20 protein-coding genes are annotated in these 26,477 nt (G+C 29.1%); 15 read left to right on the top strand and 5 right to left on the bottom strand.

The window, feature by feature from the left end; all coding sequences use genetic code 11:
• Nucleotides 1-17 precede the first annotated feature (17 nt).
• The 5 genes from ACN5J4_RS02040 (at nucleotide 18) to ACN5J4_RS02020 (ending at nucleotide 4,784) form a co-directional block, all read left to right on the top strand.
• Entirely contained in the window at nucleotides 18-746 is a 729-nt protein-coding gene (locus ACN5J4_RS02040; protein ID WP_418650506.1) for an ABC transporter ATP-binding protein, read from the top strand.
• A gap of 61 nt (nucleotides 747-807) precedes the next feature.
• On the top strand, nucleotides 808-1,914 hold the full coding sequence (locus ACN5J4_RS02035; RefSeq protein ID WP_418650505.1) for an ABC transporter permease: 1,107 nt from the start codon (nucleotides 808-810) through the stop codon (nucleotides 1,912-1,914).
• Nucleotides 1,915-1,964: 50 nt separating this feature from the next.
• Nucleotides 1,965-3,086, top strand: coding sequence for an ABC transporter permease (locus ACN5J4_RS02030; RefSeq protein WP_418650504.1), 1,122 nt, complete (start codon nucleotides 1,965-1,967; stop codon nucleotides 3,084-3,086).
• Nucleotides 3,087-3,153: 67 nt separating this feature from the next.
• Nucleotides 3,154-4,611: an NAD(P)/FAD-dependent oxidoreductase gene (locus tag ACN5J4_RS02025; RefSeq protein WP_418650503.1), complete on the top strand. Its 1,458-nt coding sequence runs from the start codon at nucleotides 3,154-3,156 to the stop codon at nucleotides 4,609-4,611.
• A gap of 41 nt (nucleotides 4,612-4,652) precedes the next feature.
• Nucleotides 4,653-4,784 (top strand): hypothetical protein, encoded by a 132-nt coding sequence (locus tag ACN5J4_RS02020; RefSeq protein ID WP_418650502.1) that lies wholly within the window; start codon nucleotides 4,653-4,655, stop codon nucleotides 4,782-4,784.
• Here the strand turns inward: ACN5J4_RS02020 and nadB are convergent, their stop codons facing one another.
• Both nadB and nadA read right to left on the bottom strand, forming a co-directional pair.
• A complete protein-coding gene (gene nadB / locus ACN5J4_RS02015; RefSeq protein WP_418650501.1) occupies nucleotides 4,785-6,368 on the bottom strand; it encodes an L-aspartate oxidase in 1,584 nt (527 codons plus the stop codon).
• Nucleotides 6,369-6,377: 9 nt separating this feature from the next.
• Entirely contained in the window at nucleotides 6,378-7,373 is a 996-nt protein-coding gene (gene nadA / locus ACN5J4_RS02010; protein WP_418650500.1) for a quinolinate synthase NadA, read from the bottom strand.
• Nucleotides 7,374-7,639: 266 nt separating this feature from the next.
• Here nadA and ACN5J4_RS02005 point away from each other — a divergent pair, with 266 nt between their 5' ends.
• A complete protein-coding gene (locus tag ACN5J4_RS02005; RefSeq protein ID WP_418650499.1) occupies nucleotides 7,640-8,182 on the top strand; it encodes a LysM peptidoglycan-binding domain-containing protein in 543 nt (180 codons plus the stop codon).
• Between the two features lie 186 nt (nucleotides 8,183-8,368).
• Here ACN5J4_RS02005 and ACN5J4_RS02000 read toward each other — a convergent pair whose 3' ends face one another.
• Nucleotides 8,369-9,580: an RsmB/NOP family class I SAM-dependent RNA methyltransferase gene (locus ACN5J4_RS02000; protein WP_418650498.1), complete on the bottom strand. Its 1,212-nt coding sequence runs from the start codon at nucleotides 9,578-9,580 to the stop codon at nucleotides 8,369-8,371.
• A 61-nt stretch (nucleotides 9,581-9,641) separates the two neighbouring features.
• Here ACN5J4_RS02000 and ACN5J4_RS01995 point away from each other — a divergent pair, with 61 nt between their 5' ends.
• The 7 genes from ACN5J4_RS01995 to ACN5J4_RS01965 all read left to right on the top strand — a co-directional run bounded on the left by ACN5J4_RS01995 (nucleotide 9,642) and on the right by ACN5J4_RS01965 (nucleotide 21,147).
• Nucleotides 9,642-12,170, top strand: coding sequence for a DEAD/DEAH box helicase (locus ACN5J4_RS01995; protein WP_418650497.1), 2,529 nt, complete (start codon nucleotides 9,642-9,644; stop codon nucleotides 12,168-12,170).
• 125 nt (nucleotides 12,171-12,295) lie between these two features.
• Nucleotides 12,296-14,389, top strand: a complete 2,094-nt coding sequence (locus tag ACN5J4_RS01990) for an HsdM family class I SAM-dependent methyltransferase (RefSeq protein WP_418650496.1) — start codon at nucleotides 12,296-12,298, stop codon at nucleotides 14,387-14,389.
• Nucleotides 14,389-15,678, top strand: coding sequence for a restriction endonuclease subunit S (locus tag ACN5J4_RS01985; RefSeq protein WP_418650495.1), 1,290 nt, complete (start codon nucleotides 14,389-14,391; stop codon nucleotides 15,676-15,678). Before ACN5J4_RS01990 ends, ACN5J4_RS01985 begins: the two co-directional genes overlap by 1 nt.
• Before the next feature lie 104 nt (nucleotides 15,679-15,782).
• Complete coding sequence (locus tag ACN5J4_RS01980) at nucleotides 15,783-16,454, top strand: DUF3800 domain-containing protein (RefSeq protein ID WP_418650494.1); 672 nt, start codon at nucleotides 15,783-15,785, stop codon at nucleotides 16,452-16,454.
• 4 nt (nucleotides 16,455-16,458) lie between these two features.
• Nucleotides 16,459-16,965, top strand: coding sequence for a hypothetical protein (locus tag ACN5J4_RS01975; protein ID WP_418650493.1), 507 nt, complete (start codon nucleotides 16,459-16,461; stop codon nucleotides 16,963-16,965).
• Nucleotides 16,966-17,139: 174 nt separating this feature from the next.
• Entirely contained in the window at nucleotides 17,140-20,412 is a 3,273-nt protein-coding gene (locus ACN5J4_RS01970; RefSeq protein WP_418650492.1) for a DEAD/DEAH box helicase family protein, read from the top strand.
• Between the two features lie 60 nt (nucleotides 20,413-20,472).
• Nucleotides 20,473-21,147, top strand: a complete 675-nt coding sequence (locus ACN5J4_RS01965) for a class I SAM-dependent methyltransferase (protein WP_418650491.1) — start codon at nucleotides 20,473-20,475, stop codon at nucleotides 21,145-21,147.
• 18 nt (nucleotides 21,148-21,165) lie between these two features.
• Here the strand turns inward: ACN5J4_RS01965 and ACN5J4_RS01960 are convergent, their stop codons facing one another.
• The gene (locus ACN5J4_RS01960; RefSeq protein ID WP_418650490.1) at nucleotides 21,166-22,413 is read right to left on the bottom strand and encodes an exo-beta-N-acetylmuramidase NamZ domain-containing protein; all 1,248 of its coding nucleotides are present in this window, start codon (nucleotides 22,411-22,413) and stop codon (nucleotides 21,166-21,168) included.
• 141 nt (nucleotides 22,414-22,554) lie between these two features.
• On the opposite strand from ACN5J4_RS01960, the gene ACN5J4_RS01955 reads away from it, so the two are divergent.
• Both ACN5J4_RS01955 and ACN5J4_RS01950 read left to right on the top strand, forming a co-directional pair.
• Nucleotides 22,555-23,790: an ABC transporter permease gene (locus tag ACN5J4_RS01955; protein WP_418650489.1), complete on the top strand. Its 1,236-nt coding sequence runs from the start codon at nucleotides 22,555-22,557 to the stop codon at nucleotides 23,788-23,790.
• 212 nt (nucleotides 23,791-24,002) lie between these two features.
• The gene (locus tag ACN5J4_RS01950; protein WP_418650488.1) at nucleotides 24,003-25,361 is read left to right on the top strand and encodes a pyridoxal-phosphate dependent enzyme; all 1,359 of its coding nucleotides are present in this window, start codon (nucleotides 24,003-24,005) and stop codon (nucleotides 25,359-25,361) included.
• A gap of 233 nt (nucleotides 25,362-25,594) precedes the next feature.
• Here ACN5J4_RS01950 and lipA read toward each other — a convergent pair whose 3' ends face one another.
• Nucleotides 25,595-26,464 (bottom strand): lipoyl synthase, encoded by an 870-nt coding sequence (gene lipA, locus ACN5J4_RS01945; protein ID WP_418650487.1) that lies wholly within the window; start codon nucleotides 26,462-26,464, stop codon nucleotides 25,595-25,597.
• Nucleotides 26,465-26,477 lie beyond the last annotated feature (13 nt).

Below are 26,477 nucleotides of genomic sequence, written 5' to 3'. Positions count from 1 at the left end.
ATTTTTTAAAATAAATTATGAATACAAAAAATGTTATAGAGGTAGTTGGTTTAACTAAAGTTTTTGATGATTTTATAGCTGTTAACAGTATATCTTTTGATGTTAAAAAAGGAGAAATATTCGGGTTTTTAGGTGCAAATGGTGCAGGAAAAACTACAGCTATTAAAATGTTAATAGGTATTTCAAAACCAACATCAGGAAAAGCTCAAGTTGCAGGTTTTAATGTGTTTACGAATGCTGAAGATATAAAGAAAAATATTGGATATATGAGTCAGAAATTTGCGTTATATGATGATTTAACAGTAAAAGAAAATATAACATTTTTTGGAGGTATTTATGGGTTGTCAAGAAAATTAATCAAAGAAAAAACAACTATTTTAATTGATGAATTAGGCTTACATAATGTAGCCAATAAATTAGTAGGTTCTTTACCATTAGGTTGGAAACAAAAATTATCATTTTCAGTAGCGTTACTTCACAACCCAAAAATTGTTTTTTTAGATGAACCAACAGGGGGGGTAGATCCTATTACAAGACGACAGTTTTGGGGCATGATTTATAAGGCTTCAAGTCTAGGTACTACAGTTTTTGTAACAACACATTATATGGATGAAGCTGAATATTGTGATCGTGTTTCTATTATGGTTAATGGAAAAATAGCAGCGTTAAATACTCCTAAAAAATTGAAAGAACAATTTAAAGCTAAAAATATGAATGAGGTATTTTTAAAGTTAGCACGTGCATAAAAATATAGTAATAACATTTATTTATAAATAAAAATTAGCCAATAAAATAATAGGTAGGTATATGAAAAGGTTTATAGGTTTTGTTAAAAAAGAATTTTATCATATTTTCAGAGATAAACGTTCTTTATTTATTCTTTTTGGCATGCCAATAGCACAAATTATGTTATTTGGTTTTGCTATTACTAATGAAATAAATAATGTAACTATTGCAGTTGTAGATAATTCTAAAGATATAATAACACAAGAAATTATTAATAAAATAGGCGCTTCAAAATACTTTAGTATTGATCAATTTGTTGAAAATGAAGCTTCTATTGAAGAGGTTTTTAAAAAAGGAAAAGTAAAAGCTGTTTTAAATTTTGAGAAAAATTTCAGTAAAAAGTTAATAAATAATAATAAAGGAATTGTTCAGGTTATTACTGACGCTACTGATCCAAATACAGCCAATACTATAAGTAATTACGTAAATTTTATTATTCAGCAATATCAAAAAGAATTAAATAAAAGTAATGCTTTGCTTTATCAAACGGTACCACAAACTAAAATGATATACAACCCCACTTTAAAAAGTGTATACATGTTTGTACCTGGTGTAATGACTATTATTTTAATGTTAGTTTCTGCAATGATGACATCTATTTCTATAACAAGAGAAAAGGAGTTAGGTACAATGGAAATTCTTTTAGTTTCTCCTATAAAGCCAATTCAAGTTATAGTTGGTAAAGTATTTCCGTATATATTTTTGTCTATTATTAATGCTATTGTTATTGTAATATTAAGTGTTTTTGTTTTTAAAATGCCTATTGAAGGAAACTTATTCTTATTAACATTTGAAAGTATTTTATTTATTGTTACAGCATTGACTTTAGGTATTTTAATTTCAACTATTTCAGCAACACAACAAACAGCAATGATGATTTCATTAATGGGGTTAATGTTACCTGTTATATTACTATCGGGTTTTATTTTTCCTATTTCAAGTATGCCTTTACCGTTACAAATTATAAGTAATATTATACCAGCAAAATGGTTTATTATTATAATTAAAGGAATTATGTTAAAGGGTGTGGGAATAGAATTTATTTGGAAAGAAACTTTAATTTTAATAGCAATGACATTGTTTTATATTGGTTTAAGTATAAAAAAATATAAAATTAGATTAGAATAAAAAACTAAAAAACATATTTAACTACTAGAATAGTGTTTTGATTTACAACTATGAAAATAATTTTATATATTATACAAAAAGAGTTCAAGCAAATTTTTAGAAATAGAGGTATGCTTCCTATTATTTTTATATTACCATTATTACAGCTTGTTATTTTATCAAATGCAGCTACATTTGAGGTTAAAAATATTAAATATGGTTATATTGATTATGATAATACTTCAACGTCAAGAGCATTGATAGAAAAATTTAATGCTACTTCCTATTTTAATACTGGAGTAAAATTTTCATCTCAATTATTAGCTAGTAATGCAATGTTAAAAGAAGAAGTAACGGTTATTTTACAAATACCTCGTTATTTTGAGCGTAATTTAAAAAAACAAAACCCACCTAATTTAGGTGTAACTATTAATGCTATTGATGGTGCCGCAGCGGGTATTAAAAATGTGTATATAACACAAATAATACAAAGTTTTAATCAATATATAAAATCAATATCATTATATAGTTTTAGTGATATAAAACAACCTGTTATAGTAAAAACAATTCCGTTATTTTGGTATAATAAAACCTTAAATTATAAAACATTTATGGTTCCAGGAATTTTAGTTTTGTTGGTAACCATGATTACACTTTTTCTTTCAGGAATGAATATTGTGCGTGAAAAAGAGATAGGTACTTTAGAACAAATAAATGTAACACCAATTCAAAAAAGTCAGTTTATTATAGGAAAACTTTTTCCATTTTGGGTAATAGGAATGGGGTTATTAACGGTGGGTTTAATTTTAGGAAAAGTAATATTTAATGTTCCTATTATTGGAAGTTTAGCTCTTTTGTATCTGTATACATCTATTTATATATTAGTTATTTTAGGAATAGGTTTATTTATTTCAAATTTCACAAACACACAGCAACAAGCTATGTTTATTGCTTGGTTTTTTATCGTAATATTTATTTTAATGAGTGGTTTATTTACTCCCATAGAAAGTATGCCTAAATGGGCACAGGTTATTACGGAATTTAATCCAATAAAATATTTTGTAGAAGTAATGCGTATGATAATGTTAAAAGGAGCAGGTTTTTCAGATATTTTACCACAACTATTAAAAACCACACTTTATGCTTTTATAATGAATTTTTTAGCTGTTTGGAGTTATAAAAAAACTACATAATTGCTTATGTAACAAAAGTAACTGACCTTTATACTTATTAAAAGTACCTTTACTAAAAAGAATAATTATGTCTAAAATAGTCATTTTAGGAGCAGGTATTTCAGGTCATGTTGCAGCAGCTCATTTACGTAGAAAATTAGCTAAAGAACATAACGTGGTAGTGGTATCTCCTAATAGTAATTACCAATGGGTTCCTTCTAATATATGGGTAGGAACAGGTAGAATGAAGTCTGAAAAAATATTTTTTCCGTTAGCTCCTTTATATAAAAAAAAGGGCATTAACTATTATCAAGCTAAAGCAATTTCTTTTTTTCCTGAAGGAGATCTTAAAGAACAAAAACCTTATGTTTTAGTTGAAGATGTTGCGGGTAATGATAAAGGAAAACAACATAAAATAACATATGATTATTTAATTAATGCTACAGGTCCTAAACTTAATTTTGAAGCTACCCCGGGCTTAATACCTGGTACAAACAAAATATATTCTGTTTGTACTTATTCACATGCCAACCATGCTTGGGATGGTTTGAGTACACTTATTAAAGAAATGAAAGCAGGAAAAAAAACAAGAATTTTAATAGGTACAGGGCATGGAAAATCAACATGTCAAGGAGCTGCTTTTGAATATATATTAAATGTTGAGCAGGAGCTGCGTAGGTATAATGTACGTGACATGGCAGAGGTTACTTGGATTTCTAATGAATATCAATTAGGTGATTTTGGTATGGATGGTATGTTGTTAAGCTATGGAGATATGACTATGAAATCTCATGAAATGGTAGAAATGATTTTTGAAGATAGAGGTATTAAATGGATTCTTGGAGCAGGAGTTGAAAAAATTGAAGATGGTATAGCTCATTATGAAAACTTAGAAGGTGAACATAAAATAGAAACTTATGATTTTGCTATGTTAATTCCTTCGTTTTCAGGTCATGGTTTTAAAGCTTATGATAAAAATGAAAATGATATTACGGAAAATATTTTTAAAGGTTTTATGATTGTAGATGCAGATTATACTTCAAAACCTTATGAAGAGTGGTCTGTTAATGATTGGCCAGAAACATATCAAAACCCAAGTTATAAAAATATTTTTGCTCCAGGTATTGCTTTTGCACCACCTCATTCAATTTCTAAACCAAGATTTAGTAAAAATGGAACTCCAATTTTTCCTGCACCACCTCGAACAGGAATGCCATCAGGTATTACTGCTAAATTAGTAGCTGATAATATTATAGATAGTATTTTATTAGGCAAAGAATCACTAAAACATAAGGGAAGTTTAGGTAATATGGGTGCTGCTTGTATTGCATCAGCAGGTTATGGTATGTTTAAAGGAAGCGGTGTAAGTATAACAACTTACCCTATTGTTCCGGATTATAAAAAATATCCAAAAACACAAGGTAGACAATTAGGAAAAACTTTTGGAGACATTGGCTTAGCTGGGCATTGGTTAAAATTAGCATTACATTATGCTTTTATATATAAGGCAAAAATGCGTCCCTTTTGGTGGTTAATACCTGAATAATTTTTTCACAAAAAAGACATCTTTAAAAATAAAATAATATTATGACAGAAAGAATATCAAAATATCAACGTTTTAAAATGATGAATCCTATTATTCAGTTTTTTAAATTTATTTATTTAAGTATAAAAATAATGTTAGTTGTTGCTGGTGGCCATGGTGGTACTAGAAATTAATTATTCTAAATCCATATTATAAAAGCCTCCAAAATTATATTTTCGTTGTTTAGAAAATTGAGTTATTAAATAAGCGGTAGTAATTAAATTTCTTAATTCGCATAAGTCTACCGATAACTCAGAGTGATCATATAATCTTTTATTATCTTGATAAAGAACTTTTAAGCGTGTTTCGGCACGCTTTAATCGTTCATTAGACCTTACAATACCGACATAGTTTGTCATAATTGTTTTTACTTCATTTCTGTCATGAGTAATCAATATTTTTTCCATGTTTTTAATAACACCATTGTCGTTCCATACAGGTACATTTTTAGGCATTTTGGTTTTTTTAAATTTTTTACAAATGTCTAAGTAAGCTTTATGTGCATATACTAAGCCTTCTAGTAAGGAGTTTGAGGCTAATCTATTACCACCATGTAATCCTGTTCTAGTAACTTCACCACAAGCATATAATTTTTTAATAGAAGTTTTAGCTTTTTTGTTTACGTTTACGCCACCACATATATAATGAGATGCAGGAACTACAGGAATATAATTTTTAGAAACATCAATACCAATAGAAGCACACTTCTCTGTAATATTAGGAAAGTGCTCTTTAAATTTATCCATATTTAAATGAGTACAATCTAAGTATACATGAGGTGCTCCACTTTTTTTAAGTTCATTATCAATGGCACGAGCTACAATATCTCTAGAAGCTAATTCTTTACGATTATCATAATTATGCATAAAAAAGTTGCCTTTGTAATCTCTTAACTTTGCGCCAAAACCCCTTACAGCTTCTGAAATTAAAAAGGCAGGATATTCTCCAGGATTATATAGTGCGGTAGGGTGAAATTGAATAAACTCTACTTCAGATATCTCGGCTTTTGCTCTATAAGCAATTCCTAAACCATCACCTGTTGCAACAGTAGGGTTGGTAGTTGTTTCATAGACTTGTCCGCTTCCTCCAGAAGCTAACATTGTAAATTTACTTACAAATGTTTTTACAATAGCTTTTTTTTCATCTAACACATAAGCGCCAAAACATGATATTTTGGTGTTGCGTGTTGTTTTTTCTTTATTTACTTGATGTTCGGTAATTAAATCTATAACATAATGATGTTCTAAAAGCTCAATATTAGGTTGTAACTTTACTTGAGCAATTAAAGCTCTTTCAATTTCAGCCCCTGTAACATCAGTATGGTGTAATATTCTATCTTGTGAGTGACCTCCTTCACGACCTAAATCATAATTTCCTTCTTCATTTCTATCAAACTCAGTTCCCCAGTCTATTAATTCTTGTAACCTGTTAGGTGCATCTTTTACAACCATCCTTACAACTTTAGGATCGCACAATCCATCACCAGCAACCAAAGTATCTTCAATATGTTGTTCAAAACTATCAAGAGTTTCATTAAAAACAGTAGCTATACCACCTTGTGCATATTTTGTATTAGACTCACTAAGTACGTTTTTTGTTACAATAGTAATTTTAGCGTTTTTATACTTTTGGGCTATTTTTAAAGCAAAAGTTAAGCCTGAAACGCCTGAACCAATAACTAAAAAATCAGACTTTATTATTTTTTTATTACGAACCATTTAGTCGGTTTATTTTGAAAGTTCTAACATTCTTTCAATTGGAACAATAGCTTTTTTAGCTAATTCAGCATCTACCTCAATACTTGGTAACTCATGTTTTAAACATAAGTATAATTTTTTCAAGGTATTCATTTTCATATAAGCACATTCACTACAAGCACATGTATTATCTTCTTTAGCAGGAGCTGGTATTATATGTTTATCAGGGTTATCTTGCATCATTTGAAATAAAATACCGGCTTCGGTTGCTACGATGAATTTTTTATGCTCACTATTTTTTACATAATTTAATAAACCAGAAGTAGAACCAATGTATTTAGCTACTTTAAGCATATGTGCTTCAGATTCTGGATGTGCAATTAAAACAGCATCAGGATGTTCTTTATAAAGGTCTATTAGTTTTTCCATTGAAAAAGCTTCGTGAACCATACAAGCCCCATCCCAAAGTAACATTTCTCTTCCTGTTTCTTTATTTAAATAATCACCTAAATTTTTATCTGGAGCAAAAATAATAGGTTGTTCTTTAGGTATAGAGTCAATAATTTTTTTAGCGTTAGATGATGTACAAACGTAATCGCTTAAAGCTTTAATTTCTGCAGAACAATTAATGTAAGTTACAACAATATGGTTTGGGTGCTGTTTTTTGAAATCAGAAAATTTATCAGCAGGGCATGAATCAGCTAAAGAACAACCTGCTAGTAAATCGGGTAAAAGTACTTTTTTTGTAGGGTTTAAAATTTTAGCAGTTTCTGCCATAAAGTGAACTCCCGCAAAAACAATCATTGCAGCATTAGTTTTAGCAGCTTCTTGTGCAAGTGCTAAGCTATCTCCAACAAAATCTGCAATTTCTTGTATTTCGTCAATTTGATAATAATGTGCTAATAAAATAGCGTTTTTTTCCTTTTTTAATTTTTTAATCTCTTTAATATATTCAATTCCAGGTGTTTCTATATCTAAATAGCCTTTTGTTTCAAGACTTTTTTTTGCGTTTTCTAATGTTTTCATGGGTATTGTTTAGCAAAATGAGTGCCTCAAAAATACCACTTTTTGACTAAATAAAATTAATTATTTGACAAAAACAATATTACAAAGTATTGTTTTTGTTGGTATTGACACTTTTTTTTGTTTTAAAGTTATTTAAAATATATAAATATTGTAATATATTATTAGTACGTAAAAGTAGTAATATGCTGAACTGTGTTTTAGTATATATAAATGAGTAAAGATTTCTATCTTTGTTATAATGCATTTATATATTTAAAAATAAAAGAATGAACATAAAATGGGGGGTAATTCCTTTACTATTATTAGCTTCAAACAGTTATTCGCAAGATAAAAAACTACCAGAAGGGTGGGATGTAGTATCATTAGATGATAAAACAGCTTATATGAATTTAGTTACGGGTAGTATTTCTAGAACTTACCCTAGTAAACCTGCTGTAAAACCATCTGAAAAAGAAGCAATAGATCCAACTATTACACATAAGGTTAAAAAAGGAGAAACTTTAAGTAAAATAGCTAGAAAATATGGTTTTGGGCTTGAAAAATTATATCGTTTAAATAATGTAACTAATTTTGATCAACTCAAAGTAGGACAAGAAATTGTAATTGGTTATGCTGATAATGAAGGTGAAACTGTTTTAGATGCAAATTATGGTAATACGCAAAATAGTAATATATACCACACAGTAATATCTAAAGAAACATTATATAGAATAGCGTTAAACTATAATATATCGGTAAACACTTTAAAGGAGCTAAATAATTTAGAGAATAATACTATTTTTATAGGACAAAAATTAATAGTTAAGTAATAAAAAAAAAATCATAAAAAAACGTTAAACTTATTTTTTTATGTAATAATTGAGTTAAAAAAACGTCATACTATTTAAGTATCAAACTAATTAATAGTTTTGTAATATTTAGTTTTTAATAGTTGATAAAAAAGGCTCGGAATTTAAAAATTCCGAGCCTTTTATTTATGTAGTATTTAAAAAGTATTATTTTTTTACTAATTGTGCCATGTAAAAACCATCAAATCCAAATTTGTGAGCCAATACTTTATTGTCTTTAACTAAGGTAAAATCTTTACCATCTTCAGAGGCTAAAAATATTTTAACTTGATCTTGATTTTCAGATGGTAAAACAGAGCAGGTAGCGTATACTAGCTTACCGCCTGGTTTAACCATTCTAGAGTATCGTTGTAAAACGTCTTGCTGAATTTCTTTAATGTTATCTATAAATTCAGGTTGTAATTTCCATTTACTATCAGGGTTTCTACGTAATACACCTAAACCAGAACAAGGTGCATCAATTAAAACTCTATCAGCTTTACCATATAATTTTTTAATTACTTTGGTTGAATCAATTACTTTTAAATTAATATTACTTACACCATTTCTACGAGCTCTAATTTTTAGTTTTTTCAACTTACTTTCGTAAATATCCATTGCTATAATTTGCCCTTTGTTTTGCATTAAAGCAGCTAGATGTAATGTTTTACCACCTGCACCAGCACAAGTATCAATAACTTTCATACCAGGAGCAACATCTAAATAAGAAGCTACTAATTGAGAAGAAGCGTCTTGTACTTCAAAAAAACCTTTATGAAAAGCTTCTGTTTTAAAAACATTAGCACGTTCTATTAAACGTAAGGCATCGTCACATCCTTGTATAAATTCTGTTTCAATACCTTCGGCTTGTAAATCTTTTTGTAAATGTTCTTTGGTTACGTTTAGCGTGTTTGTACGTAAAATAACATCAGCACGCTTATTTAAAGCAGCAATTTCTTTAGTCCAAGTAGCTTCACCTAATTCTTTAACACCTAATTCATCTATCCAATCAGGAATAGATTCTCTGTATTTTCTAATCTTAGAAAGTTCATCAAACCTTCCTTTAATTCTTCTTGTAGGGGTTTCTTCAATTTGGTTCCAATCTGGTAATTTAATACCTTTTAAAGTACACCAAACTACTAATAAACGCCATAAATCTGGTCTAGAATATGGGGTTTTTACATCAGCAATTTCACCATATAAACGTTTCCAACGTACGATGTCATAAATAGTTTCGGCAACAAATTTTCTATCACGTGCTCCCCATCTTTTATCTCTTTTTAATGCCTTTTCAACCGCTTTGTCAGCATACACATCGTCATTAAAAACGTCGCGTAAACTATCAATTACTGCGTAAACTAAATTTCTATGTAATCTCATTTGATGAATTTATGGGTACAAAGATAGTGGATTTTAATGTCTTTTTGTATTTTCGTATTTAATGAATTTAAATCATCCTGTAACATATATAAAAGGCGTTAGTATAGCCCGGGCAGAATTGTTGTATACCGAGTTAGGTATAAAAACATGTAATGATTTATTACATCTTTTTCCGTTTCGTTATATTGATAAAACTCAGTTTTATACAATTAATCAACTAGCTAAAAATACAGCTGAGGTTCAGGTGGTTGGTAAAATTACAAGTATTAAAGAGGTACAACAAAAACGAGGTAGTAGGTTAGTGGCAACCTTTTCAGATGGTACTGGTGTTATAGATTTAGTGTGGTTTAAAGGGGCTAAATGGATTAAAAATAGCTTAAAAATAGATGTTCCGTATGTAATTTATGGAAAGTTAAATTGGTTTAATAATATGGTAAGTATGCCGCATCCGGAAATGGAAACGGTTAAAGAGTATAAAAGCAAACTTCAAATGGCTATGCAACCTGTATATCCATCGACCGAAAAATTAGCTAATAAAGGAATTACGAATAAAATTTTACGAGGATTTGTTCAGCATTTATTTGAACAAACTTTTGGATTGATAGAAGAAACACTACCTGTATACTTATTAAAAGAAAATCAATTGCTAGCTAAAAAAGAAGCATTATTAAATATTCATTTTCCTAAAAGTCAAGAGTTGTTAGCTAAGGCACAATATAGATTAAAATTTGAAGAGCTATTTTTTATTCAGTTACAATTATTACAAAAAAAACTCATCAGAAAATCAAAAATTAAAGGAGCTGTTTTTGGTAAGGTAGGTAATTATTTTACTAATTTTTATAACAACCATTTGCCTTTTGATTTAACTAATGCTCAAAAGCGTGTTTTAAAAGAAATTAGAAAAGATGTAGGCTCTGGAGCTCATATGAATAGGTTGTTACAAGGAGATGTAGGTTCTGGTAAAACTATTGTAGCATTGTTAAGTATGTTAATAGCTATTGATAATGGTTACCAAGCAACTATTATGGCACCTACCGAGATTTTAGCAATTCAGCATTATAATGGTATGGTAGCATTGCTAAAAGAAACAACTATAAAGGTAGCTTTATTAACAGGGTCTAGTAAAATAAAACAACGAAGAGAAATTCATACAGGATTAGAAGATGGATCATTACATATTTTAATAGGAACACACGCTATTTTAGAAGATAAAGTACAGTTTAAAAATTTAGGAATAGCGATTATTGATGAACAACATCGTTTTGGAGTAGCGCAACGCTCAAAATTATGGAAAAAAAATAGGGCTTTGCTTGTTACGCAAAAAGAGGGTGCGATGATTCGTCAAAAATATTTAGAAAGTCAGCCATCAGCTTATAAATTATTAAAAGAATTACAAGTAAAACGTAAAAATAAAATTACTAAAGAGGAAAAACTTTTGTGGGATTTTTTAAGCACAAAACAAACTTCTTTTAAATTTAAAAGGAATTATATTATTGATGCTTTTACTGTTGATTTTATTTGTTTAGAAAAAAAACTAATTATAGAAATTGATGGTAAGTTTAATACAACTACTGAACAGCAAGAAGCAACTAATTTACGAACCCTTATTTTAAATGACTTTGGTTTTCAGGTTATTCGTTTTTCTGAACAAGAAATTATGAATGAATTGGATAAAGTTATAACAACAATTAATTTAAAATTAAATAAGCTTCCGTTGGTAGCAGTAAAAAGAGCCATTCCGCCACATGTATTGGTAATGACGGCAACACCAATTCCTAGAACATTAGCCATGTCGGTTTATGGAGATTTAGATATTTCGGTGATTGATGAGTTACCACCCGGACGTAAGGAAATTAAAACGGTACATCGGTATGATAGTAATCGTTTAGGGGTGTTTAAGTTTTTAAAAGATGAAATAGATAAAGGGCGTCAGGCATATATTGTGTACCCATTAATTCAAGAATCGGAAGCGATGGATTATAAAGATTTAATGGATGGTTATGAGAGTATTGCGCGTGATTTTCCTGCTCCAAAATATCAAATAAGTATTGTGCATGGACAAATGAAACCTGCGGATAAAGAATATGAGATGAATCGTTTTGTAAAAGGAGAAACTCAAATAATGGTAGCAACTACGGTAATTGAAGTAGGGGTAAATGTACCTAATGCATCGGTAATGGTTATTGAAAGTGCAGAGCGTTTTGGTTTGAGTCAATTACATCAATTGCGTGGTAGAGTAGGGCGTGGAGCAGAGCAGAGTTATTGTATTTTATTGTCGAGTTATAAGCTATCATCTGATAGTAAAACAAGGTTACAAACCATGGTAGAAACTACTGACGGATTTAAAATTGCCGAAGTAGATTTGAAACTTCGAGGGCCTGGTAATATTATGGGAACGCAACAAAGTGGGGTACTAAACTTAAAAATTGCCGACGTGGTAAAAGATACAGGTATTTTACATAAAGCAAGGCAAACAGCAATAGCCGTGTTAGAAAACGATGCTAGTTTTTCTAAACCTGAAAATGAATGCCTTTTAAAAGTATATACACAATTACAAAAAACAAGTGGGCTTTGGAGTAATATTAGTTAGGTAAGCAATAGGTTTTAACTATTGCTTATTTTTTTAGCCAAAAACATCAAATTAAAAGATAAAATAGTGGTAATAAAATAAAATATTATATTTTAACCAATTGCATCAAAAAAATAATACTATCAATGAGCCAAAATATATTACAATACGAATCTAAAGTATGGTCTACTGCCGACCTTTTAATTGGTGCAGGTATAAAGCAATCAGACTTTCCAAAGTATATGATGCCTTATTTTGCAATGATAATGTTGGAGAGTAGGTTAGTACGTCATTACAAAGAATTATTAAAAGACTTTGGAGCAGAAACTATTGATGATATTGAAGATGTTAACGATTTCTTTGAAGAATTTAAAGATTATAATATTGGTTATAACGAAGTTGTAATAAGGCAAAACAAAACATTAGCAGATATTTGTAAGAATGATAAAACATTCGATAACGATTTTGATACCTACCTAAAAGCATTTGACCCAGAAACAAAAGAACTTTTAGGAGTTGATAGAGGAAATACAGAAGAAAAGTATTTAGATATTTCAGGACTTAGTGGTCAATTACGTAAAAAGAACATTCTTTTTGATACTGTTAAAAAATGGAGTGAGGTAGATTTAACACCTTACAATAACTCTGATATAACAACCTTAGAAGAACATATAAAACGTAAATGGGCAGACATATCTGCTGAAACTGCTGGAGAGCAATACACGCCTGATGATATTATAGCATTAATTACAGAAATAATCTTATCTAAAACAGAGGATAATGGTGAGTTTTTAACCATTTATGACCCAACCTGTGGTGGTGGAAATTTACTTTTTGGTGTAGAAGATATTATTCAAAAAAGCCATAACAGACCTACAAAAACCTATGGTGAGGATTGGAGTGATAGTTTATACGCCTTAGCAAAAATAGAAAGTCGTTTTCGTACAGATTCAGATATTCGTTATGGTAATACTTTAACTAATATTTCATTTATAGAAAAACAGTTCGATGTTATTGTAGCAAATCCGCCTTATGGTGTAGATTGGAAAGGGTATAAAAAAGATATTGAAAACGATACTACAGAACGTTTTCACGCTTTACCTTCAATTTCAGATGGGCAGTTTTTATTCACACAACATATTTTATCGCAGTTAGATGCTAAAGGCTTAGCGGTAGTAGTGCATAACGGTTCTACCTTGTTTAGTGGAGATGCAGGAAGTGGTGAAAGTAATATTAGAAAGTATTTCTTTGATAATGATTGGGTAGAAGCAATTATACAAATGCCTACGGATGAATTTTTTAATACAGGTATTTACACTTACTTATGGATATTCAATAAGAATAAAGCAGCAGCACGTAAAGACAAAGTAATCTTAATTAATGGTAGCGATTTTTATGAGCCTTTAAAAAAGAGTAAAGGGAAGAAGCGTAAAGAAATGACACCTGTTAAAAGAGAAACAATTATTGAAGCGCTAACCAATTTTGAAGATAGCGACTATGCAAAGGTATTTGATAAATGGCATTTCTATTTTAACAAACAAGCCATAATGCTAACCAATGTTGATGAAAATGGAAAAACATTAGAAAGCGTATTACCTGTTAAGAAAAATAAAGAAGGAGAAGAGATTAGAGCAAAATCTATAAAACTAAATCCTACTAAAATAACGCAAGTTTTAGAAGAGGAAACCATAGAAATTACTGACTTTGAAATTAAAACCTTTGATGCTAAAAAACACATTTCTTTATTAGCCTATTTTAATGATGAGTTAAAACCGTTAATAGCTAATTTAGACTATAAAGAAGCAGATTTAAAAGTAACTACAGCCAAAACGAGTTATTATTTTGATGCTGATAGGGAAACTATCATTGAAGAAACGAAGGGCAGTAAAACAGCCTTAGGTTGTGGTAAAATAGTAATTAAAGCATCTTGTAAGAAAGCAACAAAAACTAAAGAAGCATATATATTAATTACAACCGAGTTAACACCAGATTACGAGAAAGATTACGAGATAATACCATACGCACCAAACGAGGTAGATAACCAACAAAACATTGCCAACTTTATGGCAAAGTACATTACCAAACCGTTTAGATATATTGAAAATACTATCGGTGTCGAAATCAATTTTAATAAGGTTTTCTATAAGCCAGAAGAGTTACGTTCATTATCTAAAATTATAACCGATTTACAAAACTTGGAAGATGATTTGTTTAACCTTGAAAAAGAATTAGCAATTTAATGGAAAAGTATAGTAAATATAAAGATTCGGGTATTGAATGGTTAGGTAATATCCCAGAAGATTGGAGAAATTATAGAGTTGACTGGGTTAGCACAATTGTTAGAGGTAATACAGGTTTAAAAAAAGATGAGTTACTTAATAAAGGTGATTATGTTGCTTTACAGTATGGAAAAACATATAAAGTTGATGAAGTTAATAATGCTTTTAATTTTTATGTAAATAGTGAACTTTATAAAAAAAGTCAAGTTGTTCATTATGGTAACACTATTTTAATATCAACCTCTGAAACTATTGAAGATTTAGGTCATTCTTGTTTCTATAATAGGTTTGATTTGGGGTTGTTAGGAGGTGAACAAATATTATTAAAGCCTGATAGTAAACAGGTAATTGAAAAATATCTATACTATTATTCAAAGTTTTTTTGTTTAGAATTAAGAAAGTATGCTACAGGTTTAAAAGTGTTTCGTTTTAATAATGATGATTTAAAAAATATATTTATTCTTATTCCACCACTAAAAGAACAAACCCAAATAGCCAATTATTTAGACGCTAAAACCACAGCAATAGATAAAAAAGTAAATCTTTTACAACAAAAAATAAAACACTACAAAGCCTACCGTAAAACCCTAATTAATGAAACCGTTATCAAAGGTTTAGATAAAACTGTAAAACTAAAGGATAGTGGTATTGATTGGATAGGTGAAATTCCAGAGCATTGGGAGGTGAAGAGATATAAAAGTTTTGGAAAAACAATTAAAGGTAAGAATATGGAAATGTCAGATTTAAAATTTGATAATAGTTTGCCTTTGTTGTCTTTAGAATACTTGAGAAATGATTCAGTGAAACACCCAACATTTTGTTATTCAAAAGATAAATCATTAAAATCTACCGATGAAGATTTGGTAATAGTTTGGGATGGCGCAGCAGTTGGTGAAATTCTAAAATCTAAAGTAGGTTATGTTTCTTCAACAATTGCAAAATTAGATATTAATAAAAAGAAGTTTAATACAAGATATTTTTATCATTTAAGAGGTGCTATTGATTATAAATTGAAACAGATTCCAACAGGTATGGGTATTCCTCATTTAAATCCTACTTTATTTAAAAATTTTAAATGTCCTGCACCACCAATAAAAGAACAGCAACAAATAGCAGATTATTTAGATGCTAAAACAGCAACTATAGATAGGATTGTAAAAAACATAGGAACCCAAATTACCACTTTAAAAGAGTTGCGTAAAACATTAATAAACGAAGTAGTAACAGGTAAAGTAAAAGTAAGCGCATAATTACAATAGCAAATGTGTTATTGTAAAAAAGCGCAATAATTTACATTAGCAGGTTTGTTATTGTAAAAAAAGGTAATATTTTACAATAGGCTAAATTTTAAAAGATGAAAAGTAAAACGTTTAATATTTATTGTGATGAAAGTTGTCATTTAGAAAACGACCAGAAACCTTATATGTTTTTAGGTTCTGTAAGTTCTGCTTATAATCAAGTACGATTTCATACAGAACAAATACAAGAATTAAAAAGGAAACATCATTTTTACGGAGAAATAAAATGGAGTAATGTGTCTAAATCTAAATACCATTTTTATGTAGATTTAGTAGATTACTTTTTTAATACTGATTTAAAATTTAGAAGTGTTGGTGTAAAAAAGAGCAAAATAAATAATGATAATTTTAATCAATCTTATGATGATTTTTATTACAAAATGTATTATTACCTGTTGAATCACAACCTAAATAGTTTGTACAAATACAACGTGTATTTAGATATTAAAGACACTTTAAGTGCCTACAAAGTAAATAAATTAAAAGAAGTACTAAATGCTAAATTTGGAGTATTCAGAAACGTACAAAATATACGTTCTCATGAAAGTATATTGTTACAAATAGCAGATTTCATAATGGGTGCAATATCTTATCATCATAACAATAAAGAAAAAGAAAATATAGCCAAAGTAAAAATAATAGAAAAAATACAGCAACACGCTGGTGAAACTTTAAACGGCACTAATTATTCAGATAAGTTAAACTTGTTTTTTATAGAATTACAATAGGACTATGCCATTAAATTTACTTAAAAAATATAACGATTTGTTAGATGTTGGTGCATATAATCAATATGAAAGAACAGCATCTTTACAAGCAATTTTTAATAGAGATATTGCAGGAAACGAACATTTTAAATTTAATAAAAAACGTATTCAACCCACACCTTTAAATGGTGTAATTGTAATGGATACTTTGTTTACCCATTTAACAACTGTTATTACAGATTATAATACCAAACAAAGAAATTTTGATGTGCAAAGAGCAGTTAGGTTACATTGGGTAAAACATCATATAGATTTAAAAAAGGAAGAAAATATACTTTATTTTTCTGTAAAAGAACCGCAAGGAAACAGAACATATATTTATGATAAAGATGAAAAATATGTAATAGTTTTAGAACCATTACGTAAAGTAGATGAATATTATTTACTTACAGCTTATCACTTAACTGGTAAAGATGCCAAAAGAAATAAGATTTTAAAAAAGTATAAAAGGAAACTAACGGAACTATTATAAATGCAAAAAACGCAGAGCATCTTGGCTTGCGTTTCTCGATTTCCTTCTTTCAAATGAAAGATGAACTGTGATGCAAATATACGTAATTTTATAGAGTTATAAACAAAATAGGTTTCTTTTTAACAAAAGAATGGTTAAAAGTGAAAATAATTGCAATTAAGTAGAAAATAAACTATGGACGAATTAATACTACAAGACAAATACTTAATGAACTTCTTTACCAATCGTGCAGATGGGTTACAATACAAAGAAATAAAAGCAAATACAGTATCTAAATTACATTTTGTAGTAGAAGATTTAAAATACTTTATTAGCGAAACTACACTAAATAAAACTGCCTATCGTAAACTATTAAAAAAGTTCGATAATAACGAAAAGCAATTACTACAAGAGTTTCAAGCAGAATTAAACGAACGTATTGGTAAGTCTAAAAATATGGCATTGTTTATTGGTAGTAATCAATCTATCACGTTTAAAGGCGTTAAAATAAACTTGTTTTATCCAAGTGGCAGTATTACACACGGTGATGCTTTATTTAATGAAAATCAATTTTCAGTAGTTCAAGAGTTACCATACATATACAAGCATCAAGGTAAATCAAAATTTAGTTTTCGCCCTGATATTACCTTTTTCTTAAACGGTATATTTTTAGGGTATTCAGAGTTAAAATCTAATTACAATAATCAAAGCGCACATAAAGACGGTAAAGTAAAAATAGCAAACGATTACCAAAAAGCAGTAACCAATTATTTAGATATTGCAGATGGTAATGATGTGTCTCAAACTATCCGTAAAGACTTTTTAAAGATATTCGAAAAAGCAATTCATATTACAACTACAGATGTTCAAGATACCTTTATCATCAGAAATATTTCAAATCAGTTTGATGAAATTAAAGCTAAGGTAGAAGACAATTCGTTTGATTTTGATAAGTACAAAGCCAATGTTAATGATGGGTTAAAATCCTATCCTTTAACAAATCCAGAAGCTACAAAACAACAACGTTTTGAAGAAGTATTTAAAGCATTGTACGGTAAAAAAATGATAGAGCGAGAAATACTCTATTATAACTTTATTGAACGTGAATTAGTAAAATCAGAAAAAGGAAAACAAAAAGAATACAAGCATAACGATGGTAGATTAATTGCACCAAGACCTAAACAGAAATTTGGAGCAGATAAAATCATCAATAAAATAGATGAGTTTTTAGAACACGAAGATGAGCCAGATTACTTCATAAATAAACTACGTAAGCAACTAACCGAAAAAGGCTTAGGAGCTACTCAAATAGAAGATTTAATTACTAAAAGGCAGAAGTATCAAAATAATAAAAACGTCTATTCTTTACTCTTACAATACGCAGCTGGTTTTGGTAAAAGTAATATTATAGGTTGGAGTTCTTTAATGTTGAAAGATTTACGAAAGAATGATGAGTTTGTCTATGATAAGATAATGTTGGTTGTAGATAGAGTACAGTTAAGAGACCAATTAGATAGTAAAATGTATAATATGAACATTGCAAATAGTATGTTCATAGAAGCCAATAACAAAAAGTCTTTTTTAGAAGCCTTAAATACAGATAAACGTATTGTAGTAGTAAATCTTCAAAAATTTAATTCAATTAGAGAATTTTTAGATGATGAGGTAGTACAGAAATTATCATCTATGCGAATAGCATTTTTAATTGACGAAATACACCGTTCTAATAGTGGACAACAACACGAAGAAATGGTGTCGTTATTTGATGAATTACAAAACAGTTTTGATTCTAATAAAGAGTATAAAAAAATATACAATAAGAAAAACTTAATAATTGGTTTTACAGCAACACCAAGTGATGTAACATTAGCACGTTTTGGCGAGTATAACAAATATGCAGAAGCCGAAAAAATATGGGTTCCGTTTGATAGCTATACAATGAAAGAAGCTATTGAAGATGGCTATATTTTAAATCCAATAAAAGGTATTGTTCCTGTATCTGCTAAAATGTATTTTGAAAAGCCAGACGATGCAACAGAAGGTTTTGAAGGAGATACTGGCTATTATCAAGAAATGCCAAACAATCCAGATTCAGGAGTTGATGCTAATGGTAAAAAATATAGAATAAGTAAAAGGAAAATATACGAAGATGAAGAACGTATAGAAGCAATATCAAAGTTTGTAGCAAAACGATTAGTGTCAGCAGTATATCATAATATTAGAGGAACAGCCAAAGCAATGTTTGCAGCATCTTCAATTAAAGCAGCTATAAAATATCGTAAATATATACAGCAATATTATAGCGAGTTAGTTGCAGAAAAGAAACACGAACGTTTTAAAGATGCACCTATTTATATTGTATATAGTTCAGATGGTCAGAAGTATGAAAGTGCAACAACCTTAAACGGAGGTTTATCAGAAGCCAAAGTATTACAGAATTTTGCACTTAAAAAGAATGGTTTAGTAATAGTAGTAGATAAATTACAAACAGGTTTTGATGAACCTAAATTACATACCTTATTTTTAGATAAAGAAATAAGAGGTATTAATGCGATACAAACTATTTCAAGAGTAAACCGTACAGCAGGTAAGTATAAAAAGGATTGTAAGATTATAGATTTATCATATAAAAATGTAAACGTAAATAATATAAAACAAGCGTTTGAGCATTTTAGTAATGTAGTAGTGAGTGATTTTGATCCTTTAGGTCAAGAACAATTATTACAAGAGATTTACGAGAATATAAAGCAAGTAGCTATTTTTAAAGTACATTTTAAACTATTTAAAGCATATCAATTAGGTGATAAAAAAGATATAACTGCAATACAAGATTTTGAAAATGCAGTAACAGAATTAGTAAGAAAGCAACCAGAAGAAGCTAAAAAGTTAAAGCAAAGTATCAATAAGTATTTTAAAATTCTAAACTTAATAGCGTTTGTTATAGAGATAGATGATAAATATAGCGAAGAGCATTTTACAGAGTTTTGGAGAAGATTTAGTATGCTGTATAACTCATTAACAGGTACAACAGAATTAATAGATGATGTTGAGGTATATTTTGATAATAGAATAGGAATAGTAGCACCACCTGAAGAAGAGGGTAAGCCAAAAGGTAATAAAGGTAATTTAGAACCATCAGGTAAACCAAGTAAGCAGTATAAGTTTGATATACTAGCAGTAATAGAAAAGCGTAATGAAGAGGAAGAAGAAATAGAAGGGTTAATATTAGACTTTCAAAATAAGATAGAAGCTTTTTTCGAGTATGTAAATAAAGAAGGAACAAGAGTAATTGCTAAAATAAAAAGTACTAAAACAGCTTTTGATGAAGATGAAATATACAAAGACTTCGAAATTATTTATAAAAAATACATTAGAAGAAACCGTAAAACACTAGGTCAATTTTTCATTAAAGAAACCGAAGACATAGTAAACCAACTTTGTGATGATTTTGAAAAGACTCTAAAGTAATTACTCTTATTTTAGAATGTGTTTACCTTTTATATGAAACCAATAAATAATAACAGTTAAATGAATAGCTCAACTAATAATACTAAAAAAGCAAAACAACCTTGGCCTACAAAAGCAGTTATGAAGCAGGTCTATGAGATGAATTTGTGGGGTGGTAATACGGCGTTTTATTCAGGTTTAGGGTCGCATGATACTAGCATTGTTACACCTTATATTACTGCAGTAACATTATTTTTAACATCATTTAAAATTCCGCTTACGGTTTGCGATTTAGGATGTGGTGATTTTAATGTAGGTAAAGAATTGGTAAAATATACAAAAAAATATACCGCGGTAGATGTTGTACCCGAATTAATAACCTATAATATGGCTAAATTTAAAGCGCCTAATTTAGCGTTTTACGTTTTTGATATTGCTACAGATAGTTTGCCAATTGCTGATTGTGTTATAATAAGGCAAGTACTACAGCATTTGTCAAATTTAGAAGTACAAAAGGTAGTTGCTAAATTAAGCAACTATAAATATGTTATTTTAACCGAACATTTACCAAATGGAGAGTTTACTCCAAATAAGGATATTATATCAGGTCAAGGAATTCGATTAAAAAAACAAAGTGGTTTAAACTTATTAGCCCCACCCTTTAACTTAAAAGTTAAGCAAGAAAAAGAGTTAGCTATTGTTGTTTTAAATAATAATAAAGGAGTTATTGTAACTACACTTTATACTATTTTTTAATAGTTTTACACCTTTTAATTAGTTATAAAGTAAATATTTTGCCCTAATTTTTTTAAACGCAGCAAGCTCTTTTTTCCAAGAATTGTGAATTTCTTTTTCAGGTATACCTTGCTCAATTTGGAGTTGTAGTTTTTTTGTTCCTGCTAGTTTGGTGAAAAAGTTGTTAAAAAAAGCTTTTTTAGGGGCTTTTTTATAGGTTTTTAATAACCAAGATAGGTTTAAACTGCTTAGTTTTTTAATTTCTTGTAAATTTTCACCATAGCATACCTGCCCTTTATATTTAGGGTATTTTGCACCTTGGTTAGGCTTAGGTGTAAAACTAAAAGGAGCTTTTGTTAAATAAGGAGCTCCGTAAATTTGAAACTGCTTACTTGTTCCTCTACCTGCAGATACGTTGGTGCCTTCAAAAAAACAAAGGCTAGGGTATAAGTTTATAGCAGTTGCATTTGGTAAATTAGGTGATGGCTTTATAGGTAAGTTATATGGGGTGTTGTGCGTATAATTATTTAAAGTAATTACGGTTAAATTACATTTGATATTATTTTTTAACCATTTTTCACCATTAATCATTTGTCCGTATTCGCCAATAGTCATTCCGTAAACTACAGGTACAGGGTGCATACCCACAAAGCTTGTATGCGCCATTTCTAACACAGGTCCATCTATATAATGCGCGTTAGGGTTTGGTCTATCTAAAATAATAACAGGAATATTAGCCTCGGCACAAGCTTCCATTACATAATGTAATGACGATATGTAGGTGTAAAAACGAGCACCCACATCTTGAATATCAAAAACCACTACATCTATATTTTTTAATTGTGCTTGTGATGGTTTTTTATTTTTTCCGTATAATGATATAATTGGTAGCTGTGTTTTAGTATCAATACCATCTACTACCGTTTCACCAGCATCGGCTTTACCACGAAAACCGTGTTCTGGAGCAAAAACTTTTTTAACATTAATATTTTTATAGGTATGTAAATAATCAACTAAATGATGTGTTACTGTTATAGACCCCATAACATTAGGTGTTACCTCAGCTCTTTGTAAAACATCTAGTACAGAGGTTTGATTAGCAACAATAGCAATGTTTTTGCCTTTTAATAATGGTAAATATACTTCCGTTTTTTCTGCACCCATTTTTAAAACAGGGCTAGTTTCTGTTATTTTTTTTAAAGTAGTTTTTTGTTGCTGAGCGCATGATAAAAATTGAAAACTTATAAATATTATAACCAATAAACGATACTTAAAACTGCTTTTCATATAAATTACTATTTAAAAATATAAAATTACTATTTAAAAATCTTTTACTATTATAAACAAGCAATAATTTAAATGATGTATATGATTCTAGTAATTAGGTAAGAATTAATTACTTTTGATACGGTTTAAAAAACGTAACTATTGAATTTCGAATTATTTATAGCTAAACGAATTATTGCTAGTAAACAATACAAAAGCAGTATTTCATCACCCATTATTAAAATTGCTACCACTGCTATTGCTTTAGGTATTGCTATTATGTTAGTATCAGTATCTATAGTTTCTGGGTATCAAAATAAAATTAGTGATAAAATGACTAGTTTTAAAGGACATGTTCAAATTGTAAATTACGATACCAATAATTCAGATATTTCTACAGTAGCTATAAATAAACATCAAGACTTTTATCCGGAATTTAAAAATATAAAAGGCATTAAAAACGTACAGGTTTTTGGTAATGTTGCAGGAATTATAAGAACTCCAACCGATTTTGAAGCCATTATATTTAAAGGAGTGTCTACCGATTACGATTTTTCACTCTTTAAAGAATATTTAATTGAAGGGCGTTTACCTAATTTTAATCAAACAAGAAATAGAGAAATATTAATATCTGAAGCTATTGCAAATCGTTTAAATTTTAAGTTAAACGATACTATTCAAACATTATTTAACGCTCAAAAAAGTACGTTAAAATATAAAATGCGTAAGCCTATAATTGTAGGAATTTATAATACAAGTTTTGGTGAATTTGATAAAACTATGTTAATTGGTGATATTAGAGAAGTGCGTAAAATTAATAGGTGGACAGATGATCAAGTAGGGGGATTTGAAGTATTACTTGACAATTTTGAAGAGTTAAATGAAAAAGGAGATGAAATATATAGCGCTATTGGAGCTACATTAAACAGCATAACCATTGTAGATAACTACCCTTTAATTTTCGAATGGATAAAACTTTTTGATAATAATGTATGGTTTATTATTGGAATTATGATTTTAATAGCTGGTATTAATATGATAACCGCTTTACTAGTATTAATTCTAGAACGAGTACAAATGGTAGGTATTTTAAAAGCCTTAGGAAGTACAAACTGGGGTATTCAAAAAATATTTTTATACAATGCAACTTATTTAATACTTAAAGGTTTGTTTTGGGGTAATTTAATAGGTGTTATAATTTTATTAATTCAAAAATACTTCAAAGTAATTTCTTTAAATCCAGAAACTTATGCCGTAGCAACAGTACCTGTAAACATTAGTTTTTTGACCATTACCATACTAAGTTTAGGAACACTGTTATTGTGTTTTTTAATGTTAATAATTCCATCGTATATTATTACTAAAATACAACCTTCAAAATCTATAAAGTTCGCGTAAAATTATTTCTTGAAGCTATTTTCTGCTTTACGCACTCGCTTCTAGCTAAAAAATCAAGAGGGCTCAAAAAAATGCTAAAATCAGGGCTAGATAAATTTATTTTAACTATTATATTTTAATATATTAAATGCTATTATTATGTTACAGTATACAAAATTCTATTACTTGTAAAACGTTTAAAAAAAATTACCTTTGCTTTGTAAAATTAAGAAATGAAATACGCAAAAAATATATTAGAAACAATTGGTAATACACCATTAGTTCAGTTAAATTCAGTAACTAAAGAAATTGATGCTTTAGTTTTAGCAAAAGTAGAAACCTTTAATCCTGGAAACTCAATAAAAGATAGAATGGCTTTAAAAATGATTGAAGATGCTGAGGCAGACGGTCGTTTAAAACCAGGAGGAACTATTATAGAAGGAACTTCAGGAAATACAGGTATGGGATTGGCTTTAGCTGCTATTATAAAAGGATACAAATGTATTTTTGTAATTTCAGACAAACAATCTAAAGAAAAAATGGATATTTTACGTGCAGTAGGTGCAGAGGTTGTTGTTTGTCCTACTAATGTAGATCCAGAAGATCCTCGTTCATATTATTCTGTATCTAAACGTTTAGGTGATGAAACTCCAAATTCGTGGTATGTAAATCAATATGATAATCCATCAAATGCTATAACGCATTACGAGCAAACAGGACCAGAGATTTGGCAACAAACCGATGGTAAAATTACTCATTTAGTAGTAGGCGTTGGAACAGGAGGAACAATTTCTGGAACAGCAAAATTTTTAAAAGAACAAAACCCGAATGTAAAAATTTGGGGAGTTGACACTTATGGTTCTGTATTTAAAAAATATCATGAAACTGGCATTTTTGATGAAAATGAAATATACCCATATATTACAGAAGGAATAGGAGAAGATATTTTACCTAAAAATGTAGATTTTTCTTTAATTGATGGTTTCACAAAAGTAACAGATAAAGATGCTGCCGTTTATACACGTAAAATAGCTAAACAGGAAGGTATTTTTGTTGGTAATTCAGCAGGTTCAGCAATAAAAGGAATGTTACAATTAAAAGATTATTTTACTAAAGATGATGTTGTAGTGGTCATTTTTCACGATCATGGAAGTAGATATGTAGGTAAAATGTTTAATGATGATTGGATGCGTGAACGAGGTTTTTTAGATACAGAGGTTACTACTGCTGAAGATTTAATAAAATCACATATTGATAAAAGTTTGGTTACTGTTCAAACGGAAGAATTAGTTTCGCATGCCATTGACAGAATGCGTGAATTTAAAATTTCTCAAATTCCAGTAAAAGATATAAATGGCTTTGTAGGGTCAGTAGATGAATCTACATTATTACATAGTTATATTGTTGATAAAAATATAGCTAATACTCCTATTAAAGACATAATGGGAGCTATGTACCCTATTGTACAATTAAATGCTTCTATTGATGCTGTATCTAAATTAATAACGAAAGATAATCAAGCTGTAATGGTTAATTTAGGAAATGGTAAACATCATATTATAACAAAACATGATATTATTAGTGCTATTTAAAAAATAGTGTAACTAAGTTTTATATAAAAAATAAGAATCCACTCATATGAGTGGATTCTTATTTTTTATAATTCAAACAATTTACATGATAAAAACAGTTTACAAAGCTGTTTTTAGTTTTTTAAACTAGTACTACAGCAAATCTATAGCTAAAACTTTGTTTAAAGTGCTTTTTTAAGTTATTTGACATTTTTTTAACGCTTAACAGTTAAAGTGTTAAGAAATTATTAAAATTATTGAGCGTGTTTATGTGCTTTATAAGATGAACGTACCAAAGCACCACTTTCTACATACATAAAGCCTAACTCTAACCCTAATGTTTCGTATTTTTTAAACTGGTCAGGAGTAATGAATTCTTTTACAGGTAAGTGTTTTTTACTAGGTTGTAAATATTGACCTATAGTAATAACATCTAAACCAACATTACGTAAATCTTTCATGGTTTGAATAACTTCCTCTTCTTTTTCTCCTAAACCTAACATAATTCCTGATTTAGTACGCATTCCGTTATCTTTTAAATATTTTAAAACCGCTAAGCTTCTGTCATATTTAGCTTGTATACGAACTTCACGCGTTAACCTACGAACAGTTTCTACATTATGAGAAACTACTTCAGGAGCAACTTCAATAATTCTATCAATTAATTTTTCGCTTCCTTGAAAATCAGGAATTAAAGTTTCTATGGTTGTTTTAGGATTTGCTCTACGAACTGCATTTACAGTTTCAGCCCAAATAATAGAACCTCCATCTTTTAAATCATCTCTATCTACTGATGTTAAAACGGCATGTTTAATACCCATTAACTTAATAGATCGTGCTACTTTTTCAGGCTCATCCCATTCTACAGTTTCTGGTCTTCCGGTTTTTACTCCGCAAAAACCACATGAACGAGTACAAATATTTCCTAAAATCATAAATGTAGCAGTTCCTTCTCCCCAACATTCTCCCATGTTTGGGCAACTTCCACTGGTACAAATAGTATTTAATTTATATTTGTCTACTAAACCTCTTAATTCTGTATATTTTTTTCCAACAGGTAACTTTACACGTAACCATTTTGGTTTTTTTACTCTTTCTGGTAATAATACTGATTCGTTTGCCATTTCGATAAAAAAT

Source organism: Tenacibaculum aestuariivivum (genome assembly GCF_964507685.1).
Taxonomy (GTDB): Bacteria; Bacteroidota; Bacteroidia; order Flavobacteriales; family Flavobacteriaceae; genus Polaribacter; species Polaribacter aestuariivivum.
The sequence above is the reverse complement of the archived record's forward strand: the minus strand, read 5'-3'. Positions and strand labels throughout refer to the sequence as shown.

Coding starts and splice junctions, on each gene's coding strand:
- ACN5J4_RS02040 (WP_418650506.1), top strand. CDS start 18: ATGAATACAAAAAATGTTATAGAGGTAGTTGGTTTAACTAAAGTTTTT.
- ACN5J4_RS02035 (WP_418650505.1), top strand. CDS start 808: ATGAAAAGGTTTATAGGTTTTGTTAAAAAAGAATTTTATCATATTTTC.
- ACN5J4_RS02030 (WP_418650504.1), top strand. CDS start 1,965: ATGAAAATAATTTTATATATTATACAAAAAGAGTTCAAGCAAATTTTT.
- ACN5J4_RS02025 (WP_418650503.1), top strand. CDS start 3,154: ATGTCTAAAATAGTCATTTTAGGAGCAGGTATTTCAGGTCATGTTGCA.
- ACN5J4_RS02020 (WP_418650502.1), top strand. CDS start 4,653: ATGACAGAAAGAATATCAAAATATCAACGTTTTAAAATGATGAATCCT.
- nadB (WP_418650501.1), bottom strand. CDS start 6,368: ATGGTTCGTAATAAAAAAATAATAAAGTCTGATTTTTTAGTTATTGGT.
- nadA (WP_418650500.1), bottom strand. CDS start 7,373: ATGAAAACATTAGAAAACGCAAAAAAAAGTCTTGAAACAAAAGGCTAT.
- ACN5J4_RS02005 (WP_418650499.1), top strand. CDS start 7,640: ATGAACATAAAATGGGGGGTAATTCCTTTACTATTATTAGCTTCAAAC.
- ACN5J4_RS02000 (WP_418650498.1), bottom strand. CDS start 9,580: ATGAGATTACATAGAAATTTAGTTTACGCAGTAATTGATAGTTTACGC.
- ACN5J4_RS01995 (WP_418650497.1), top strand. CDS start 9,642: ATGAATTTAAATCATCCTGTAACATATATAAAAGGCGTTAGTATAGCC.
- ACN5J4_RS01990 (WP_418650496.1), top strand. CDS start 12,296: ATGAGCCAAAATATATTACAATACGAATCTAAAGTATGGTCTACTGCC.
- ACN5J4_RS01985 (WP_418650495.1), top strand. CDS start 14,389: ATGGAAAAGTATAGTAAATATAAAGATTCGGGTATTGAATGGTTAGGT.
- ACN5J4_RS01980 (WP_418650494.1), top strand. CDS start 15,783: ATGAAAAGTAAAACGTTTAATATTTATTGTGATGAAAGTTGTCATTTA.
- ACN5J4_RS01975 (WP_418650493.1), top strand. CDS start 16,459: ATGCCATTAAATTTACTTAAAAAATATAACGATTTGTTAGATGTTGGT.
- ACN5J4_RS01970 (WP_418650492.1), top strand. CDS start 17,140: ATGGACGAATTAATACTACAAGACAAATACTTAATGAACTTCTTTACC.
- ACN5J4_RS01965 (WP_418650491.1), top strand. CDS start 20,473: ATGAATAGCTCAACTAATAATACTAAAAAAGCAAAACAACCTTGGCCT.
- ACN5J4_RS01960 (WP_418650490.1), bottom strand. CDS start 22,413: ATGAAAAGCAGTTTTAAGTATCGTTTATTGGTTATAATATTTATAAGT.
- ACN5J4_RS01950 (WP_418650488.1), top strand. CDS start 24,003: ATGAAATACGCAAAAAATATATTAGAAACAATTGGTAATACACCATTA.
- lipA (WP_418650487.1), bottom strand. CDS start 26,464: ATGGCAAACGAATCAGTATTATTACCAGAAAGAGTAAAAAAACCAAAA.